Annotated in this window: 16 protein-coding genes and 1 pseudogene; 10 read left to right on the forward strand and 7 right to left on the reverse strand. The window is 60.4% G+C overall.

What is annotated here, in order from left to right; all coding sequences use genetic code 11:
• Positions 1–33 precede the first annotated feature (33 nt).
• From phoB to proY, 5 genes are all read left to right on the forward strand, one after another.
• Complete coding sequence (gene phoB / locus AC4PR2_RS04230) at positions 34–723, forward strand: phosphate response regulator transcription factor PhoB (RefSeq protein WP_004940438.1); 690 nt, start codon at positions 34–36, stop codon at positions 721–723.
• Between the two features lie 24 nt (positions 724–747).
• Positions 748–2,064: a phosphate regulon sensor histidine kinase PhoR gene (gene phoR, locus AC4PR2_RS04235; protein ID WP_004940434.1), complete on the forward strand. Its 1,317-nt coding sequence runs from the start codon at positions 748–750 to the stop codon at positions 2,062–2,064.
• A gap of 14 nt (positions 2,065–2,078) precedes the next feature.
• Positions 2,079–3,041, forward strand: coding sequence for a PstS family phosphate ABC transporter substrate-binding protein (locus AC4PR2_RS04240; protein ID WP_049199839.1), 963 nt, complete (start codon positions 2,079–2,081; stop codon positions 3,039–3,041).
• Between the two features lie 485 nt (positions 3,042–3,526).
• Positions 3,527–4,843 carry a branched-chain amino acid transport system II carrier protein gene (gene brnQ, locus AC4PR2_RS04245; protein WP_038873241.1) on the forward strand — a complete coding sequence of 439 codons (1,317 nt, stop codon included), beginning with the start codon at positions 3,527–3,529 and terminating at the stop codon, positions 4,841–4,843.
• A gap of 73 nt (positions 4,844–4,916) precedes the next feature.
• Positions 4,917–6,323 (forward strand): proline-specific permease ProY, encoded by a 1,407-nt coding sequence (gene proY / locus AC4PR2_RS04250; protein ID WP_019454218.1) that lies wholly within the window; start codon positions 4,917–4,919, stop codon positions 6,321–6,323.
• 45 nt (positions 6,324–6,368) lie between these two features.
• Here the strand turns inward: proY and AC4PR2_RS04255 are convergent, their stop codons facing one another.
• The 4 genes from AC4PR2_RS04255 to AC4PR2_RS04270 form a co-directional block, all read right to left on the reverse strand.
• On the reverse strand, positions 6,369–6,656 hold the full coding sequence (locus AC4PR2_RS04255; RefSeq protein WP_025160069.1) for a HigA family addiction module antitoxin: 288 nt from the start codon (positions 6,654–6,656) through the stop codon (positions 6,369–6,371).
• Positions 6,656–6,934: a type II toxin-antitoxin system RelE/ParE family toxin gene (locus AC4PR2_RS04260; RefSeq protein WP_019454217.1), complete on the reverse strand. Its 279-nt coding sequence runs from the start codon at positions 6,932–6,934 to the stop codon at positions 6,656–6,658. Before AC4PR2_RS04260 ends, AC4PR2_RS04255 begins: the two co-directional genes overlap by 1 nt.
• An 85-nt stretch (positions 6,935–7,019) precedes the next feature.
• Positions 7,020–7,289, reverse strand: a complete 270-nt coding sequence (locus AC4PR2_RS04265; protein ID WP_049199847.1) for a hypothetical protein — start codon at positions 7,287–7,289, stop codon at positions 7,020–7,022.
• Positions 7,290–7,421: 132 nt separating this feature from the next.
• The gene (locus AC4PR2_RS04270; RefSeq protein WP_049270771.1) at positions 7,422–8,678 is read right to left on the reverse strand and encodes a mechanosensitive ion channel family protein; all 1,257 of its coding nucleotides are present in this window, start codon (positions 8,676–8,678) and stop codon (positions 7,422–7,424) included.
• Positions 8,679–8,925: 247 nt separating this feature from the next.
• On the opposite strand from AC4PR2_RS04270, the gene malZ reads away from it, so the two are divergent.
• Positions 8,926–10,749, forward strand: coding sequence for a maltodextrin glucosidase (gene malZ / locus AC4PR2_RS04275; RefSeq protein ID WP_193158716.1), 1,824 nt, complete (start codon positions 8,926–8,928; stop codon positions 10,747–10,749).
• 53 nt (positions 10,750–10,802) lie between these two features.
• Here malZ and ggt read toward each other — a convergent pair.
• The 3 genes and pseudogenes from ggt to AC4PR2_RS04290 form a co-directional block, all read right to left on the reverse strand.
• Positions 10,803–12,566: pseudogene (ggt, locus tag AC4PR2_RS04280) on the reverse strand (gamma-glutamyltransferase).
• Positions 12,567–12,800: 234 nt separating this feature from the next.
• Positions 12,801–13,403 (reverse strand): peroxiredoxin C, encoded by a 603-nt coding sequence (locus AC4PR2_RS04285; RefSeq protein WP_019454212.1) that lies wholly within the window; start codon positions 13,401–13,403, stop codon positions 12,801–12,803.
• 229 nt (positions 13,404–13,632) lie between these two features.
• The gene (locus AC4PR2_RS04290) at positions 13,633–14,214 is read right to left on the reverse strand and encodes an ACP phosphodiesterase (RefSeq protein ID WP_046688353.1); all 582 of its coding nucleotides are present in this window, start codon (positions 14,212–14,214) and stop codon (positions 13,633–13,635) included.
• Between the two features lie 120 nt (positions 14,215–14,334).
• Here AC4PR2_RS04290 and queA point away from each other — a divergent pair, with 120 nt between their 5' ends.
• The 4 genes from queA to secD all read left to right on the forward strand — a co-directional run bounded on the left by queA (position 14,335) and on the right by secD (position 18,840).
• Positions 14,335–15,405: a tRNA preQ1(34) S-adenosylmethionine ribosyltransferase-isomerase QueA gene (gene queA / locus AC4PR2_RS04295; protein ID WP_016928878.1), complete on the forward strand. Its 1,071-nt coding sequence runs from the start codon at positions 14,335–14,337 to the stop codon at positions 15,403–15,405.
• A gap of 72 nt (positions 15,406–15,477) precedes the next feature.
• The gene (gene tgt, locus AC4PR2_RS04300) at positions 15,478–16,602 is read left to right on the forward strand and encodes a tRNA guanosine(34) transglycosylase Tgt (protein WP_033647322.1); all 1,125 of its coding nucleotides are present in this window, start codon (positions 15,478–15,480) and stop codon (positions 16,600–16,602) included.
• Positions 16,603–16,635: 33 nt separating this feature from the next.
• Positions 16,636–16,968, forward strand: coding sequence for a preprotein translocase subunit YajC (yajC, locus tag AC4PR2_RS04305; RefSeq protein WP_004940391.1), 333 nt, complete (start codon positions 16,636–16,638; stop codon positions 16,966–16,968).
• A 24-nt stretch (positions 16,969–16,992) separates the two neighbouring features.
• Positions 16,993–18,840 (forward strand): protein translocase subunit SecD, encoded by a 1,848-nt coding sequence (gene secD / locus AC4PR2_RS04310; protein WP_004940390.1) that lies wholly within the window; start codon positions 16,993–16,995, stop codon positions 18,838–18,840.
• The last annotated feature ends 8 nt before the right edge of the window (positions 18,841–18,848 follow it).

Genomic DNA, 18,848 nt, shown 5'->3' on the forward strand with positions numbered 1-18,848 from the left:
CGCAAAGTCGCTAACACATTGGCAGGATTGACGATGGCAAGACGCATACTGGTGGTGGAAGACGAAGCGCCGATCCGTGAGATGGTGTGCTTTGTGTTGGAACAGAATGGTTACCAACCGTTGGAAGCCGAGGATTATGACAGCGCCGTGACGCGCCTGTCTGAGCCGTTCCCTGATTTGGTGTTGCTCGACTGGATGTTGCCCGGCGGTTCCGGCATTCAGTTTATCAAACATATGAAGCGCGAAGCGCTGACCCGCGATATTCCGGTCATGATGCTGACCGCGCGCGGCGAAGAGGAAGACCGCGTGCGCGGCCTGGAAGTGGGGGCGGATGATTATATCACCAAGCCGTTCTCGCCCAAGGAGCTGGTGGCGCGCATCAAGGCGGTCATGCGCCGCATTTCACCGATGGCGGTGGAAGAAGTGATTGAAATGCAAGGGCTGAGCCTGGATCCGTCCTCCCACCGCGTGATGGCTAACGATCAGGCGCTGGACATGGGGCCGACCGAGTTCAAGCTGCTGCACTTCTTTATGACCCACCCGGAGCGGGTTTATAGCCGTGAGCAGTTGCTTAATCACGTCTGGGGCACTAACGTTTATGTGGAAGACCGTACCGTTGACGTGCATATCCGTCGGCTCCGCAAGGCGTTAGAAACCAGTGGGCATGATAAAATGGTTCAAACCGTTCGGGGCACCGGCTACCGGTTCTCAACGCGCTACTGATCGCGCCGCGCTGGAGAATATGCCGTGTTAGAACGTCTGTCGTGGAAGAGGCTGGCTCTGGAGCTGGCTCTTTTTTGTCTGCCCGCCTTACTGCTGGGGCTGATTTTCGGTTATCTGCCCTGGTTCCTGCTGGCCTCCGCGCTGGCTGCGCTGGTGTGGAATTTCTACAACCAGCTCAAACTCTCCCATTGGCTGTGGATCGACCGCAGCATGACGCCGCCGCCCGGCCGCTGGAGCTGGGAGCCGCTGTTCTATGGCCTGTATCAGATGCAGCAGCGCAATCGCCGCCGCCGGCGCGAGCTGGCGCTGCTGATCAAGCGCTTTCGCAGCGGGGCCGAATCGCTGCCTGATGCGGTGGTGATGACCACCGTCGAAGGCAATATCTTCTGGTGTAATGGGCTGGCGCAGCATCTGCTCGGCTTCCGCTGGCCGGAAGACAACGGCCAGCACATCCTCAACCTGCTGCGCTATCCGGAATTCAGCCACTACCTGCAACAGCAGGAGTTCTCGCGCCCGCTGACGCTGCAGCTGAACAACGAACACTACGTCGAATTCCGCGTAATGCCTTACTCCGAAGGGCAGCTGCTGATGGTGGCGCGCGACGTCACCCAGATGCGCCAGCTGGAGGGCGCGCGGCGCAACTTCTTCGCCAACGTCAGCCATGAGCTGCGCACGCCGCTGACGGTGCTGCAGGGCTACCTGGAGATGATGGGCGATGAAGAGCAGGACGGCTCGCTGCGCAGCAAGGCACTCAGCACCATGCAAGAGCAGACCCGTCGGATGGACGGGTTGGTCAAGCAGCTGCTGACGCTGTCGCGCATTGAGGCGGCGCCCAATGTCGACATGAACGAACGGGTGGATATCCCGCTGATGCTGCGGGTGTTGCAGCGCGAGGCGCAGTCGCTGAGCGGTGGCAATCACGAGATCACCTTCCGGGTGAACGAACAGCTCAACGTGTTCGGTAATGAAGACCAGTTGCGCAGCGCGGTGTCTAACCTGGTGTACAACGCGGTCAACCACACGCCGAAGGGCACCCATATCGAAGTGAGCTGGCAGCAGACGGCGCACGGCGCGCAGTTCCAGGTCAGCGACAACGGGCCGGGCATCGCCGCCGAACACCTTCCGCGCCTGACCGAGCGTTTTTACCGCGTCGACAAGGCCCGTTCGCGCCAAACCGGCGGCAGCGGGCTGGGGCTGGCGATCGTCAAACACGCGCTCAGCCATCACGACGCGCGGCTGGAGATCCTCAGCGAGCCGGGGATCGGCACGCGCTTTATCTTTACCTTACCCAACCGGTTGATTGTTCCCGCCGCTTTATCAGAGAATGCGGTGAAAAATTAACGCGAGACACCGGTATGACCCGAATAACCCGAGGGCTGTTGCTTTGCCTGGCGCTGCTGGCCGGACGCGGCGCGCTGGCGCAGCCCGATGGCATGTTGGCGGGCAACCTGTCCAGCGTCGGCTCCGACACCCTGGCGAATCTGATGGCGTTGTGGGCGCAGGATTTCAGCCGGCATTACCCCAACGTTAACCTGCAGATCCAGGCCGCCGGCTCGTCGACCGCGCCGACCGCGTTGGCGGCGGGCGCCGCGCAGCTGGGCCCGATGAGCCGGCCGATGAAGGCGGCTGAGGTTTCGGCGTTCGAACACCGTTACGGCTATGCGCCGCTGGCGGTGCCGGTGGCGGTGGATGCGCTGGTGGTGTTGGTGCATCAGGACAACCCGCTGCGCGGCCTCAATCTGCAGCAGCTCGATCGCATTTTCTCCGCCACCCGGCGCTGCGGTGAGAGCAAACCGCTGACGCGCTGGGGCGAGCTGGGGCTCAGCGGCGATTGGGCGACGCGCTCGCTGCAGCGCTTCGGCCGCAACTCGGCTTCGGGCACCTACGGCTATTTCAAACTGCGCGCGCTGTGCGGCGGCGATTTTATGCCGCGCGTCAATGAGCTGCCCGGCTCGGCCTCGGTGGTGCAGGCGGTGGCCGGTTCGCTCAACGGCATCGGCTATGCCAGCATCGGCTTTCGCGCCAGCGGCGTGCGGCTGCTGCCGTTGGCGGAGTCGGGAGAGGACTATGTCGCACCTACCGCCGCCAACGTGCGCAACGATCGCTACCCGCTGTCGCGCTATCTCTATATCTATATCAACAAAGCCCCCAATCAACCGCTCGAGCCGCTGACCGCCGCGTTCCTCGACCGCGTGCTGTCGACCGCAGGGCAGAGCCTGGTCAATCACGACGGCTATCTGCCGCTGCCGCCGGCCGCCCTGCAGAAGACCCGCCAGGCGCTCGGCTTGCAGCCGCTCGCGTCGGCTACGGTGCAATAAGCGGCAAAAAGCGGCGTAATTTTCGCCTTTTTTCACGGCCAAACGGAGCTTATGCCACGCGAAAACCGGGCATTTATTGGCGTTTTCGCGCGGTAAAGTGATATATGCTTCACGTTTCGTGAATCTGTTGTTCAAAAATGATACAAATCATGTAGTGTATATTTATTGATAGCCAATATGATCGACTGGTGGCAAAAGTTTATATGGTCGATAGCTCTGCTTTTCGCCGTGCGCCTTGCCTTGAAGCGCTATAAACGTTTACCTTAGCCTTCGTTGTCGGATTAAACCTCCATTTTTATAACTCCTAAAATTTTGCCCATCTTCATGAGCGGCCACTTTCGAATAGGGACATAAACGCCGGATCTATTGCGTTTAGGGTGCTTATTTGGCGCTGCAACGATCGGGCATGCCGGCAACCGGGTGGGGCGTCACGCCACCACGCTATCGGACACTATTTTTCATTTGAACAGGCAACACGACATCGTATGAGTCATCGTTTAACGTCAAAAGATATCCTGGCACTGGGCTTTATGACCTTTGCCTTATTCGTCGGGGCCGGGAACATCATCTTCCCGCCGATGGTCGGCTTGCAGTCCGGTGAACACGTCTGGACCGCGGCGCTGGGCTTCCTGATCACCGCCGTCGGTCTGCCGGTCATCACCGTCATCGCGCTGGCGCGCGTCGGCGGCGGCATCGACGCCCTCAGCTCACCGATCGGCCGTGGCGCCGGCCTGCTGCTGGCGACCGTCTGCTACCTGGCCGTCGGCCCGCTGTTCGCCACGCCACGTACCGCCACCGTGTCGTTTGAAGTGGGTATCGCCCCGCTGACCGGCGACGGCGCCATGCCGCTGTTCATCTACAGCCTGGTGTACTTCGCGCTGGTGATCGGCATCTCCCTGTATCCGGGCCGTCTGCTCGACACCGTCGGCCACGTGTTGGCACCGCTGAAGATTGTGGCGCTGGCCGTATTGGGCATCGCCGCGCTGCTGTGGCCTGCCGGCGCGCCGATCCCGGCGACGGCGGCTTACCAGAGCGTGCCTTTCTCCTCCGGCTTCGTTAACGGCTATCTGACCATGGATACGCTGGGTGCGCTGGTATTCGGCATCGTTATCGTCAACGCGGCGCGCTCGCGCGGCGTGAAAGACGCCGGTCTGTTGACCCGTTACACCATTCTGGCCGGTTTGATTGCCGGCGTGGGCCTGACGCTGGTTTACCTGAGCCTGTTCAAGCTGGGCTCCGGCAGCGGCGCGCTGGTGCCTGACGCCACCAACGGCGCGGTGATCCTGCACGCTTACGTTCAGAACACCTTCGGCGGCCTGGGCAGCTTCTTCCTGGCGGCGCTGATCTTCATCGCCTGCATGGTGACCGCAGTCGGCCTGACCTGCGCCTGCGCCGAGTTCTTCGCGCAATACCTGCCGTTCTCGTACAAGACGCTGGTATTTATCCTGGGTCTGTTCTCGATGGTGGTGTCCAACCTCGGCCTGAGCCACCTGATCCAGATCTCCATTCCGGTGCTGACCGCGATTTATCCGCCGTGCATCGTGCTGGTGGTGCTGAGCTTCACCCTGCGTTGGTGGCACAGCGCGCCACGCATCATCGCGCCGGTGATGCTTGTCAGCCTGTTGTTTGGTATCCTTGACGCGGTGAAAGCCTCCAGTTTCCAGCAACTGCTGCCGGCCTGGACCACTCACCTGCCGCTGGCGGAGCAGGGGTTGGCATGGTTGCCGCCTTCGCTGCTGATGCTGGTGCTGGTCGCGATTTATGATCGGGTGTGCACGCGTTCCCAAGTGACCGCGCACTGATAATCCCCCGGCTTAATCCAGGGCCACGGACATGTCCGTGGCTTTTTTACGTTTAAAACTATGGGTCATCTTCATGCAACAACAGTCACCCACCACGGCCCCCGACAATAAGCTGAAACGCGGCCTCAGTACGCGTCATATCCGCTTTATGGCGCTGGGATCGGCCATCGGCACCGGGTTGTTCTACGGCTCGGCGGACGCCATCAAAATGGCCGGCCCGAGCGTGCTGCTGGCTTACCTGATCGGCGGCATCGTGGCCTTTATCATCATGCGCGCACTGGGGGAGATGTCGGTCAACAACCCGCAGGCCAGCTCGTTTTCCCGCTACGCGCAGGACTACCTCGGCCCGATGGCGGGTTACATCACCGGCTGGACCTACTGCTTTGAAATCCTGATCGTCGCCATCGCCGACGTGACCGCCTTCGGCATCTATATGGGGGTCTGGTTCCCGGAAGTGCCGCACTGGATCTGGGTGCTGAGCGTGGTGCTGATCATCGGCGCCATCAACCTGATGAGCGTCAAGGTATTCGGCGAGCTGGAGTTCTGGTTCTCGTTCTTCAAGGTCGCCACCATCATCATCATGATCGCGGCCGGCATCGGCATCATCATCTGGGGCATCGGCAACGGCGGGCAACCGACCGGCATTCATAACCTGTGGTCGAACGGCGGTTTCTTCAGCAACGGCTTTATCGGCATGATCCTGTCGCTGCAGCTGGTGATGTTCGCTTACGGCGGCATTGAAATCATCGGCATCACCGCCGGCGAAGCCAAAGATCCGAAAAAATCGATTCCTAAAGCCATCAACTCGGTGCCGTGGCGCATTCTGGTGTTTTACGTCGGCACGCTGTTCGTCATTATGTCTATCTACCCGTGGAACCAGGTGGGCACCAACGGCAGCCCGTTCGTGCTGACCTTCCAGCATATGGGCATCACCGTGGCGGCGGGCATTCTCAACTTCGTGGTGATCACCGCTTCGCTGTCGGCGATCAACAGCGACGTGTTCGGCGTCGGTCGCATGCTGCACGGCATGGCCGAGCAGGGCCACGCGCCGAAGATGTTCAGCAAGGTGTCGAAACGCGGCATTCCCTGGGTGACGGTGGTGGTGATGATGCTGGCGCTGCTGCTGGCGGTATACCTCAACTACATCATGCCGGAGAGCGTGTTCCTGGTGATCGCGTCCCTGGCGACCTTCGCCACCGTGTGGGTGTGGATCATGATCCTGTTCTCCCAAATCGCCTTCCGCCGCAGCCTGAGCAAAGAGCAGGTGAAGCAGCTGGCGTTCCCGCTGCGCGGTGGGGTGTTCACCTCGGTGGTGGCGATCGTGTTCCTGGTGTTCATCATCGGCCTGATCGGCTACTTCCCGACCACGCGCGTCTCGCTGTACGCCGGCCTGGTCTGGGTGGTATTGCTGCTGGCGGGATACTGGTTCAAGGTCAACCATCAGAAAAAACGCGCGCCGCTGGCGACGCAGCAAGACTAAATGGAAAAACACCGGCTAAGGCCGGTGTTTTTTTAGGGGCTGGCGTCAAGCGAAGTCCAGCTTGCGCAGTTTCGAAACGTCGATGGACTGCCTGGCCTGCCACAGATCGTAAGCATCCTGCATGCCCATCCAAACCTGTTCGGAACTGCCTATCACGATGGACAGGCGGATGGCCATTTCCGGCGAGATATCGGACTTTCCGCTGATCAGGCGTTGAACCGTGGAGGGCGCAACGTCCAGCGCTTTAGCCAGCGCGCGCGCGCTGAGATTCAGCGTTTCCATGGTTTCTTTGATCAACTCGCCAGGATGAGGGGGGTTATGCATGCGGTTCATTAGTGATAGTCCTCATAATTCACGATATAAACATCACCCTCGACCAGTTCAAACGTGATACGCCAGTTGCCGGTTACGGTGACGGACCATTGTCCGCTGCGAGCGCCCGTTAGCGGGTGCAAGAAGAAGCCGGGTAGATCTACGTCATCAATCACTTTCGCCAGATCCAGCACGCTCAGCCGCAGCGCGATTTTCTTCGCCTGCTTGGCGTCGATACCCGCCGTTGAACCGGTTTCGAAAAACTTTTTGAGTCCCTTATGCTTGAAGCTTCTTATCATCCTGACGGCTCCATGAGTGTTGCGCTATACGCATCATAGCCAGGTGTTGCGTATGGCGCAACAAAATGGGGCTTTTTTTAACCTATTATGCCAGGCGTTTGTCTTCAACTTCATCCTCCCCGGCGGCGCGCGCTTCGATACGCATGTCGCCGCCGTTAAGGCGTTCTTCCTCTTCCTCGCCGGCGCAGCGCGCCAGCACTTCGCGAATGTCCTGCATATTGCTGCTGAGGGCGCTCAGCGAAGGTTGCAGATTGCGGGGCATGCGGCTTTCGTCCAGCGAAGCGCTGTGCAGGCAGCCGATAAACAGCAGGGTGGCCATCAGGGTAAACAGCCGATGACGTAACCGTTTCAGCAAGGGCTTTCCCTCTCGGTGGTGAAGGTGATGGCGCATTAACGCCGTTTTCGCCGGGGAAAAGAAGGGGATGGAGATATCTGCTGGCAATTGAAAGAACATCATTACCAGCAGACACAGTTACGTCAGCCGACGTCAGGAAGCGTTCGCGTTTTGTAGCAGCATGCCGCGCAGGTCATTGCCGGTTGGCGTTTGATGCACGCGCAGGCCGAACTCGTCGATCACCGCCAGAATATGGTCGAATATATCCGCCTGAATGCTTTCATACTCCGCCCAGACCGTGGTGTTGGTGAAGGCGTAGATTTCCAGCGGCAGGCCTTCCGGCGTCGGCGCCAGCTGGCGCACCATCAGCGTCATGTTCTGGTGAATGCGCGGGTGAGCGCGCAGATAGGCTTCCAGATAGGCGCGCAGCGTGCCGAGGTTGGTCAGGCGGCGGCCGTTGAGCGGCGAGGCCAGATCGACGGCGATCTCCTGGTTATGCTGGCTCAGCTCCTGGGTCTTGACGTTCAGGTAGCTGTGCAGCAGCGGGTTGCGCTGCAGGCGGCGCTGTTCCTCTTCCGACAGGAAGTGCACGCTGCCGGTGTCGATATTCAGGCTGCGTTTGATGCGACGCCCGCCGGATTCCGACATCGACCGCCAGTTTTTGAACGAGTCGGAGATCAGCGCGTAGGTGGGAATGGTGGTGACGGTGTTGTCCCAGTTACGCACTTTGACCGTGGTCAGGCCGATGTCGGTGACCGCACCGTCAGCGCCGTATTTCGGCATTTCCAGCCAGTCGCCGATCTTCAGCATATCGTTGGCGGAGAGCTGAATGCCGGCCACCAGCCCGAGGATCGGATCCTTGAACACCAACATCAAGACCGCGGTCATGGCACCCAGGCCGCTGAGCAGCAGCAGCGGCGATTTGCCCATCAGCAACGAAACGATCATGATGCCGATCAGGATCGCCGCCACCAGTTTCAGGCCCTGGAAAATGCCGCGCAGCGGCAGCTGATTGGAGATCGGGCTTTGGCGCAGCAGCGCCAGCAGCGTATCCAGCAGCGAGAACAGCGACAGCAGGGTGAAGGCGAGGATCCACACCTGCGCGGCGGTGACGATCACCGCCTGGGTCTGGCTGCCGCTCTGCAGCCACAGCGTCGCCTGGATGCTGATGATCACCCCTTGCAGCAGCAGCGCCACGCGCTGGAACAGTTTGTATTGGGTGATGGCCTGTTGCCAGACGCGCTGCGATTGCTGGCCACGGCGCTGAAGGGCGGCCAGCACCACCCGGTGCAGCACCAGGTGGATCGCGACCGAGATCAGGACAATCAACCCCAATACCATCAACAGCGACATCACTCCGCCGAATTCCAAACCAAACTGTTCCAGCCAGCGCGTTATCTGTTGTTGCATTACCGCTCCTTAAAAAATGCGCAAAAAATATCCTGTAAACTTAAAACGCGTTAGCCTAAGGGGTAACGTGCAGGATTTGTGCCTGTTTACCTTTTTTTACATCGGGTTAGCGTTATTTTTCGGTCTCCGCCCCCCGGCTCATCCCCGGGTTTTGCGGCCAGAGAGGAGGGGGAGTTGCACTTAACGTGGCATTGTTCGCTTCTTGAAGAACGCCGTCGATTTCGTTTGGTACAGCAGGAGAAACAGTATGCTTAACGCCTGGCATCAACCGGTCCCGCCTTTTGTGGTGAAGCAAGGGCAACGTTTGGATATCACGCTGTGGTTACAGGGGGATGAACTGCCGGAACGGGTGTTTTTGCGCGCCGAACCGGACAACGAAGAGTGGCTGCTGGTGATGAAAGCGCAGCGCCACGAGGGAATGCGGCGCTACCAGGCCAGCCTGACGCTGAATGAGGGCGAGCCGACGCGGCGTTACTGCTTCAAGCTGCTGTGGGCCGATCGCCAGCAGTGGTTCGGCCCGCAGGGCTGTTCGCCAACGCCGCCGGGCCAGCTGGCGCAGTTCGCCGTCGACGAGCCCGACCATGGCCCCGAGTGGGTGGCGGATCAGCTGTTCTACCAGATTTTCCCCGATCGCTTCGCCAGCAGCGGCGGCGAGCACGGCATCCAAAGCGGCAGCTACCGCCATCACGCGGCCGGCGCCGAGGTGATTCGGCGTGACTGGCAGCACCCGTTGGAGGATCGCCACGCCGCCTCGACCTTTTACGGCGGCGATCTGGACGGCATCAGCGCCAAACTGCCGTATTTGCAGCAGCTGGGCGTGACGGCGCTGTATCTGAACCCGATTTTTACCGCGCCGAGCGTGCATAAGTACGATACCGAGGACTATTACCAGGTCGATCCGCACTTTGGCGGCAACGCGGCGCTGCAGCGTTTGCGAGTGAGCACTCACAAGGTGGGCATGAAACTGGTGCTGGACGGGGTATTCAACCACACCGGCGACTCGCATCCGTGGTTCGACCGCCATCGCCAGGGCGAAAACGGCGCCTGTCACCACCCTGATTCACCGTATCGCGGCTGGTTCAACTTTTACCCGGACGGCCGCGCGCTCGACTGGAAGGGCAACGCCAGCCTGCCGAAGCTCAACTTCGCCGAGCCGCAAGTGGCGGAAGCGATCTATCGCGGAGAAGGCAGCGTGGTGCGCCACTGGCTGCGCTCGCCGTACAGCATCGACGGTTGGCGGCTGGACGTGGTGCACATGCTGGGGGAGAACGGCGGCGCCACCGGCAACCTGCATCACCTGGCTGGCATCTATCAGGCGGTGAAGCAGGAGAACCCTCAGGCCTACGTCTTGGGCGAGCACTTCGGCGACGCGCGCCGCTGGTTGCACGCCGGCGTGGAGGATGCGGCGATGAACTACATGGGGTTCGCGCTGCCGGTGCGGGCATTTTTGGCGGGGCTGGACGTGGCCTATCACCCGGTGCGGCTGGACGCCGTCGGGTGCGCGCAGTGGATGGAGGGTTACCGCGCCGGGCTGCCGCACGGCCGCCAGCTGATCCAGTTCAACCAGTTGGACAGCCACGATACCGCGCGTTTTCTCACGCTGTTGCAGGGGAACGCGGCGCGCATGCAAATGGCGGCGGTGTGGTTGCTGAGCTGGATTGGCGTGCCTTGTCTCTACTACGGCGATGAGATTGGTCTGGACGGCGGCAACGATCCGTTCTGCCGCAAGCCGTTTCCGTGGGACGTCGGCGACTGGGACCGGCCGCTGTTGGCGCTGTTCCAGCGCATGGCGGCGCTGCGTAAACAGAGCGTGGCATTGCGTCGCGGCGGCTGTCAGGTGCTGTATGCCAGCGGAGAAACGCTGGTGTTCGTGCGCCTGTATCAGCAGGAGCAGGTGCTGGTGGCGCTGCAGCGCGACGGCAGCGGCCAAGCGCAGCTGCCGCACAACCCACTGTTGGCGCGCGGCCCGTGGCGGCGTGTGGAAGGGCGGGGAGAGTTGAGCGAAACGGCAGGCGGGCTGCGCCTGCAGCTGGCGGAAGAGTCGGCCAGCGTGTGGCGCTGCGAAGGCTAAAGCAACTGCGGGGGCCAAAGGGCCCCCGCGATAAAAGTGAGTAGGCGTTTACATCAGTAACCGACCGCAGAACCTGCCGGGCGACGTACGTCGTTGGCGCCGTACAGATAGCCTTCGCGCACCTTGCCGGAAACCGCCGAGTCGTTGCCGGAGTTGGCCGGGCTGACGCCCGCCGCGCCCGGCAAACCGACCAGAATCAGTTCGGCGGCGCCCCACGGCGTTTGCTCGAGCATCTTATAGCCCATGCCGCTCAGCAGCTTCAGCGTATCGGCGGAAGCGCCGCGCTGTTCGTAGTACACCTCATCCGGCAACCATTGGTGATGGATGCGCGGTGCGTCCACCGCTTCCTGCGGCGCCATGCCGTGGTCGATCACGTTCAACGCGGTCTGCAGGGTGATGGTGATGATGCGCGAACCGCCCGGCGAGCCCAGTACCATAAAGATCTTGTTGTCCTTGGTCACCAGCGTCGGGCTCATCGACGATAGTGGGCGCTTACCGGGGGCAATGCTGTTGGCGGTGCCCTGCACCAGTCCGTACAGGTTTTTCTCGCCCACTTTGACCGTAAAGTCGTCCATCTCGTCGTTGAGGAAGAAGCCGGTGCCCGGTGCGATCACCACGGCGCCGAAGCGGCCGTTGACGGTATAGGTGGTGGAGACCGCGTTGCCGTCGTGATCGACGATCGAATAGTGGGTGGTTTCCGGTTTCTCATGCGGTTCCATGCCGGGCTGCACGTTTTCCGACGGCGTGGCCTTGTCCGCGACGATTTTCTTGCGGATCTGCTCGGCGTAGCTCTTGCTCACCAGCCGGTCGATCGGGTTCTTGATGAATTCCGGGTCGCCGAGGTAGGTGTTGCGGTCCATGTAGGCATGACGCATCGCTTCGGTCATGGTGTGAATGGCCGCCGCCGAGTTGAAGCCCATGCTTTTCAGGTCGTAGCCTTCCACCACGTTGAGGATTTCGCACAGCGTCACGCCGCCGGAGCTGGGAGGCGGCGCCGACACGAACTTGTAGCCGCGATAGCTGCAGGTAATCGGCGGCGTTTCGGTGACCTTGTAATTGGCGAAGTCGGCGGCGGTCAATATGCCGCCGCTCTGTTTGGCCGCCGCCTCCACCGCCTGCGGGATCTTGCCTTTATAGAAGGCGTCGGTTCACCCTTTGGCGATGGCTTCCAGCGTATTGGCCAGATCGGTTTGCACCAGCTTGTCCCCCGGCTGCAGCGGGCTGCCGTCCGGGCGCAGGAAGATTTTGGCCGACTCGGGATCCTGTTTGAAGCGTGCGACGGTGGTGTCGAGGATATCGGTATCGGCGCGGGTCAGCACAAAGCCTTCGCGCGCCAGCCTGATAGCCGGCGCCAGCACCTGTTCGCGGCTCAGCTTGCCGTACTTCTCACGCGCGGTTTCCATCCCCAGCACGGTGCCCGGCACGCCCGCCGCCAGATAGCCGTACAGGCTGGCGTCTTTCTTTACCTTGCCGTCGGCATCCAGATACATGTTGGCGCTGGCCGCCGCCGGCGCGGTTTCACGGAAGTTGATGAAGGTGTCGGTGCCGTCCGCCAGGTGGACGGTCATAAAGCCGCCGCCGCCGATGTTGCCGCAGCAGGGGTTAACCACCGCCTGCGCATAGCCCACCGCCACGGCGGCGTCGATGGCGTTGCCGCCCATCTTCAGGATATCCACGCCGACCTGCGAGGCCAGGTGTTGCGAGGTGACCACCATGCCGTTTTTGGCTTCCACCGCCGGGTTGGATGCCGCATACAGGCTGCCGCTGACCAGCAGCGCCGCCATGGTCAGGGGTTTGCTCCATTTCTGTAAAAACATAGTTATTCCTACCCTGTCAGTTTTTTATTGTGTTGTGTTTGCTTGCCGCTGTTCACTTGCAAAGCGCGAGCCAGCGTTATTGATAGTAGCCGCAGATGGGCGTGCGCGCGGCGAGCAGGGTGGGAAATGTGAGCGGAAACAGGGAAATAAAGCACTGAAGGTGGGCGGTCTGCCCCATAAAGGGGCATAAAAAAACCGGCCGCATGGGCCGGTTGATTCACTATCAGGCTGAAATTACAGCTTGGCAGCGTTTTCAGACAGGTATTTTGCAACGCCGTCTGGGGAAGCGCCCATACCTGCTTTGCCTTTTTCCCACTGAGCCGGGCACACTTCACCGTGCTCTTCGTGGAATTGCAGCGCATCAACGGTACGGATCATTTCGTCGATGTTACGGCCGATTGGCAGGTCGTTAACAACCTGAGCACGCACGATGCCGTCTTTGTCGATCAGGAAGGAGCCGCGCAGCGCAACGCCGGCTTCCGGGTGTTCGATGCCGTAAGCTTTCTGGATTTCACGCTTGATGTCAGCAACCATTGCGTATTTCACTTCACCGATGCCGCCTTTGTCGACAGGGGTTTTACGCCATGCGTTGTGGACGAACTCTGAGTCGAAGGAAACGCCAACCACTTCAACGCCACGCTTCTGGAACTCTTCATAGCGGTGATCGAAAGCGATCAGCTCGGAAGGGCATACGAAGGTGAAGTCCATTGGCCAGAAGAACAGCACGGCCGGTTTGCCGTTCAGGTGCTTCTTCAGGTTGAAGTTTTCAACGATTTCGCCGCTACCCAGTACGGCAGCTGCAGTGAAGTCAGGGGCTTGACGAGTTACCAGGACCATAATTACTCCTGTAATAGGTGTTAAAGGGTGGATGTAAAAACAAGGGCCAGTATAGGGGCCGCGACTTGGTGAATAAAGGGTAAAAGACCAATCGATGAGATAGCTTTCACCTATCAAAGTCGTTGATATAATTTAGCGAGCTTTAAAAATAACCTTTTCCCACAAAAGGGCAAGCGGCAAAACGTAAATTCTTGCAAGGCGTTGCAATTTCAATGACTTGGGCTTGACCTCAGAGCGCTTTGTCCTTCGCCTGCCGCATCATTTGCGGGTAAAACTGCCAGAACTGTGTTTCAAGCTGATGATAATGTTGCTCGACGTCGGCGAACGAGCCGGCCAGCGCATCGAGGCGCGGGCGGCGGCTGGCCATGCCCTGCAGCACCCGGGCGATGAACGGCAATTCGGCGTAGCGCTCCAGCCAGCGTTCCGGCCACAGGTAGCCGTTCAGGTTTTGAAAGCGCGGCGGCGTGAGCGGCAGAAAAGGTTCGATCTGGCTGCGGGCTTCCTGGGTAAACTGGTGCAGGTCGCGCGAAGGCTCCAGCTGCTGCCAGTGGCGCGCCAGAAAATGGTCCCACACCACGTCGAGGGTGATCGGCGCCACGCGGCGGTAGGGGGCGCTGAAATAGTCGCGGCTGGCTTTGACCTGCGGCAGGCTGTCGGTCAGCACGTCGACGCGGCGGTGCATCATGATGCCGGCCACCACGTCGGGCTGGTAGTCGGCGGCGGGGTTGCCGCGCACGAAATCGGCCAGCAGGTTGCCCAGCAGCGAGCTGTCCGCCAGCATGGCCAGGTGAAGATGAGCGAGAAAATTCATCCCTCAACTATACCCGAAGTCAGGCAAATCCTCCTTATTTCTTGCCGCTGACCGCCCCCGGCTTTAGACTAGGCCGCCTGTTTTTTACCAACCAGCCCTAAATTGAAGAAGTGAATACCCATGCGCGTCGCTGATTTTTCGTTTGAACTTCCCGAATCCCTGATTGCCCACTATCCCCAGGCCGAACGCAGCGCATGCCGCCTGCTGCAGCTGGACGGGCCGAGCGGGGCGCTGACGCACGGCGTATTCACCGATCTGCTGGATAAGCTGGAAGCCGGCGACCTGCTGGTGTTCAACAATACCCGCGTGATCCCGGCGCGCATGTTCGGCCGCAAGGTCAGCGGCGGCAAGATTGAAGTGCTGGTGGAGCGCGTGCTGGACGACCATCGCGTGCTGGCGCACGTGCGCGCGTCGAAAGCGCCGAAGCCGGGCGCCGAGCTGCTGTTGGGGGATGACGAGAGCATCGCCGCCACCATGGTAGCGCGCCACGAGACGCTGTTCGAGCTGCGCTTCAACGACGAGCGCGACGTGTTCACTATCCTCAACGCCGCCGGCCATATGCCGCTGCCGCCTTATATCGCCCGCCCGGATGAAGACGCGGACCGCGAGCTGTATCAGACGGTCTACAGCGAGAAACCCGGCGCGGTCGCCGCGCCGACCGCCGGCCTGCACTTCGACGAACCGCTGCTGGCGGCGCTGCGCGCCAAGGGCGTGGAAATGGCGTTCGTGACGCTGCACGTCGGCGCCGGCACCTTCCAGCCGGTGCGCGTGGAAACCATCGAAGATCACGTGATGCACGCCGAATACGCCGAAGTGCCGCAGGACGTGGTCGATGCGGTGCTGGCCTGCAAGGCGCGCGGCAAACGCGTCGTGGCGGTGGGCACCACCTCGGTGCGTTCGCTGGAAAGCGCCGCGGCGGCCAGCAAAGAGGCGCTGATTGCGCCGTTCTTCGGCGACACCAGCATCTTTATCTATCCGGGCTATCACTACCAGGTGATCGACGCGCTGGTGACCAATTTCCACCTGCCGGAATCGACCTTGATCATGCTGGTGTCGGCCTTCGCCGGCTATAAAAATACCATGAACGCCTATCAGCAGGCGGTGGCCGAGCAGTATCGCTTTTTCAGCTACGGCGATGCGATGTTCATCAGCCGTAACCCGCAGGCGGAAAACGAGTCCGTCGGCGGTTAATTTCCCGGGCTGCGCCCACGGCGCGGCCCCGTTTCAACGACATCAGACTGTTTCTCTGATGCTGGAGGCTTTGTGAAGTACGAACTACAAACTACCGATGGCCGCGCGCGTCGCGGCCGCCTGATCTTCGACCGCGGCGTGGTGGAAACCCCGGCCTTTATGCCGGTCGGTACCTACGGCACGGTCAAGGGCATGACGCCGGAAGAAGTGAAAGAGACCGGCGCACAGATCCTGCTGGGCAACACCTTCCACCTGTGGCTGCGCCCGGGCCAGGAGATCATGAAACTGCACGGCGATCTGCACGACTTCATGCAGTGGCATGGGCCGATCCTTACCGATTCCGGCGGTTTCCAGGTATTCAGCCTGGGGGCGATGCGCAAGATCAAAGAGGAAGGCGTGTACTTCCGCAACCCGATCAACGGCGACAAGGTGTTCCTGAGCCCGGAAAAATCGATGGAAATCCAGTATGACCTGGGTTCCGACATCGTAATGATCTTCGACGAATGTACACCGTATCCGGCCGACTGGGACTACGCCAAGCGTTCGATGGAAATGTCGCTGCGCTGGGCGGAGCGCAGCCGCAAGCGTTTCGACGAGCTGGAAAATAAAAATGCGCTGTTCGGCATCATTCAGGGCGGTGTTTACGAAGATTTACGTGATGTTTCCGTCAAAGGGCTGGTGGATATCGGCTTTGACGGGTACGCTGTGGGCGGCTTGGCTGTAGGCGAGCCGAAAGAGGATATGCATCGCATTCTTGAACACGTTTGCCCGCAAATTCCGGAAGATAAGCCACGCTATTTGATGGGCGTCGGCAAGCCGGAAGATTTGGTGGAAGGCGTGCGTCGCGGCATCGACATGTTCGACTGCGTCATGCCGACCCGCAACGCCCGCAACGGCCATCTGTTCGTGACTGACGGTGTGGTAAAAATCCGTAATGCCAAGCACAAGGATGATACTTCTCCGCTGGATAAGGACTGTGATTGCTACACGTGTCGCCATTACAGCCGTGCCTACTTGCACCATCTCGACCGTTGCAACGAAATATTGGGTGCTCGACTGAACACGATTCATAACCTGCGTCACTACCAGCGCCTCATGGCGGGTTTACGCCAGGCTATCGAAGAGGGTAAATTAGAGCAGTTTGTTGCGGATTTCTATGGTCGGATCGGCAAGCCGATTCCGCCTTTAAACGCTTGATCTAATAATTGATAACTTAATGAGGGAATTTCAATGAGCTTTTTCATTTCTGACGCCGTCGCATCCGCAGGGGCCCCGGCTCAGGGAAGCCCGTACTCTCTGATCATTATGCTGGTGGTGTTCGGCCTGATCTTCTACTTCATGATCCTGCGCCCACAGCAGAAGCGCGCTAAAGATCACAAGAAGCTGATGGACTCCATCGGTAAAGGCGACGAAGTGCTGACCACCGGCGGCCTGATCGGTCGCGTGACCAAAGTGGCCGACACCGGCATCATCGCCATCGCGCTGAACGACACCACGGAAGTGATGATCAAGCGTGACTTCGTGGCGGCCGTTCTGCCGAAAGGTACCATGAAGGCCCTGTAATCTTTTTTCCCGAAGGGAATTGCCGTGCTAAACCGTTATCCTTTGTGGAAGTATCTGATGTTGATCGTCGTGATCCTCGTCGGTCTGCTTTATGCGCTTCCCAACATCTACGGTGAGGATCCGGCCGTACAAATCACTGGCGCGCGCGGCGTCGCCGCCAGTGAAACTACGCTGGACCAGGTCCGTACCGTATTAGAAAAAGACAACATTGCGAGCAAGTCGATTGCGCTGGAAAATGGCGCCATCCTGGCTCGCTTTAAAGATCCTGACGTTCAGCTGCGCGCCCGCGAAGCGCTGGTGACCGAGCTGGGTGACAAATTCGTCGTGGCGCTGAACCTGGCGCCGGCCACGCCGACCTGGCTGGCCATGCTGGGCGCAGAGCCGATGAAACTCGGCCTGGACCTGCGCGGCGGCGTGCACTTCCTGATGGAAGTGGACATGGACACCGCGCTGAGCAAGCTGCAGGAACAGACCATGGATACCCTGCGCAGCGAGCTGCGCGAGAAGGGCATTCCTTATGCGTCTATCCGCAAGCTGGACAACAACGGCGTGGAAGTTCGCTTCCGTGACGATGCGGCCCGCGACCAGGCCATCAGCTACATCGGCCCGCGTCAGCGCGATCTGGTGCTGTCCGCCAACGGCGCCAACACCATGAAAGCCAACCTGACGGACGCCCGTCTGAGCGAAGCGCGCGAATACGCCGTCCAGCAGAACATCACTATCCTGCGTAACCGCGTCAACCAGCTCGGCGTCGCCGAACCGCTGGTGCAGCGCCAGGGCGCCGACCGCATCGTGGTCGAGCTGCCGGGCATTCAGGACACCGCGCGCGCCAAAGAAATTCTGGGCGCCACCGCGACCCTGGAATTCCGTCTGGTGAACACCAATGCGGACGCCACTGCGGCGGCCAACGGCCGCGTGCCTGGCGATTCCGAGGTGAAATACACCCGTGACGGCCAGCCGATCGTGCTGTACAAGCGCGTGATCCTGACCGGTGACCACATCACCGACTCTACCTCGAGCACCGACGAATACAACCAGCCGCAGGTTAACATCTCGCTGGACAGCGCCGGCGGCACGTCCATGTCCAACTTCACCAAGGACAACATCGGCAAGCCGATGGCGACCCTGTTCGTGGAGTATAAGGACAGCGGCAAGAAAGACGCCAACGGCCGTGCGGTGCTGGTGAAACAGGAAGAAGTGATCAACGTGGCGAACATTCAGTCGCGTCTGGGCAACAGCTTCCGCATCACCGGTATTGGCAACCCGAACGAAGCGCGTCAGCTTTCGCTGCTGCTGCGTGCGGGCGCGCTGATCGCGCCGATTCAGATCGTCGAAGAGCGCACCATCGGTCCAACCCTGGGTCAGCAGAACATCACCCAAGGTCTGGAAGCCTGTCTGTGGGGCCTGGTGGCGTCCATCGTCTTCATGGTGGTCTGGTACCGTAAGTTCGGCGTGATCGCCACCACGGCGCTGGTCGCCAACCTGGTGCTGATCGTCGGCGTGATGTCCCTGTTGCCGGGGGCGACGCTGACCATGCCGGGCATTGCCGGGATCGTGTTGACGCTGGCGGTGGCGGTTGACGCCAACGTACTGATTAACGAGCGTATCAAGGAAGAGCTGAAGAACGGCAGGTCCGTTCAGCAGGCGATCCATGAGGGCTATAAAGGCGCGTTCTCCAGTATCGTCGACGCCAACATCACCACGCTGATCACCGCGGTCATCCTGTACGCAGTGGGCACCGGTTCGATCAAAGGCTTTGCGATCACCACCGCTATCGGTGTGGCGACGTCCATGTTCACCGCGATTGTCGGTACCCGTGCCATCGTCAACCTGCTTTACGGCGGCAAACGCATTAACAAGCTGTCTATCTGAGGAGTGCG

Source organism: Serratia sp. A07 (genome assembly GCF_058725505.1).

Bases quoted from the DNA above. Each gene is read 5' to 3' on its own strand.
- AC4PR2_RS04240 (WP_049199839.1), top strand. From the start codon at position 2,079: ATGACCCGAATAACCCGAGGGCTGTTGCTTTGCCTGGCGCTGCTGGCC.
- yajC (WP_004940391.1), top strand. From the start codon at position 16,636: ATGAGCTTTTTCATTTCTGACGCCGTCGCATCCGCAGGGGCCCCGGCT.
- AC4PR2_RS04270 (WP_049270771.1), bottom strand. From the start codon at position 8,678: ATGCAACAACAGATAACGCGCTGGCTGGAACAGTTTGGTTTGGAATTC.
- AC4PR2_RS04255 (WP_025160069.1), bottom strand. From the start codon at position 6,656: ATGAACCGCATGCATAACCCCCCTCATCCTGGCGAGTTGATCAAAGAA.
- malZ (WP_193158716.1), top strand. From the start codon at position 8,926: ATGCTTAACGCCTGGCATCAACCGGTCCCGCCTTTTGTGGTGAAGCAA.
- queA (WP_016928878.1), top strand. From the start codon at position 14,335: ATGCGCGTCGCTGATTTTTCGTTTGAACTTCCCGAATCCCTGATTGCC.
- AC4PR2_RS04290 (WP_046688353.1), bottom strand. From the start codon at position 14,214: ATGAATTTTCTCGCTCATCTTCACCTGGCCATGCTGGCGGACAGCTCG.
- brnQ (WP_038873241.1), top strand. From the start codon at position 3,527: ATGAGTCATCGTTTAACGTCAAAAGATATCCTGGCACTGGGCTTTATG.
- phoB (WP_004940438.1), top strand. From the start codon at position 34: ATGGCAAGACGCATACTGGTGGTGGAAGACGAAGCGCCGATCCGTGAG.
- AC4PR2_RS04260 (WP_019454217.1), bottom strand. From the start codon at position 6,934: ATGATAAGAAGCTTCAAGCATAAGGGACTCAAAAAGTTTTTCGAAACC.
- proY (WP_019454218.1), top strand. From the start codon at position 4,917: ATGCAACAACAGTCACCCACCACGGCCCCCGACAATAAGCTGAAACGC.
- AC4PR2_RS04285 (WP_019454212.1), bottom strand. From the start codon at position 13,403: ATGGTCCTGGTAACTCGTCAAGCCCCTGACTTCACTGCAGCTGCCGTA.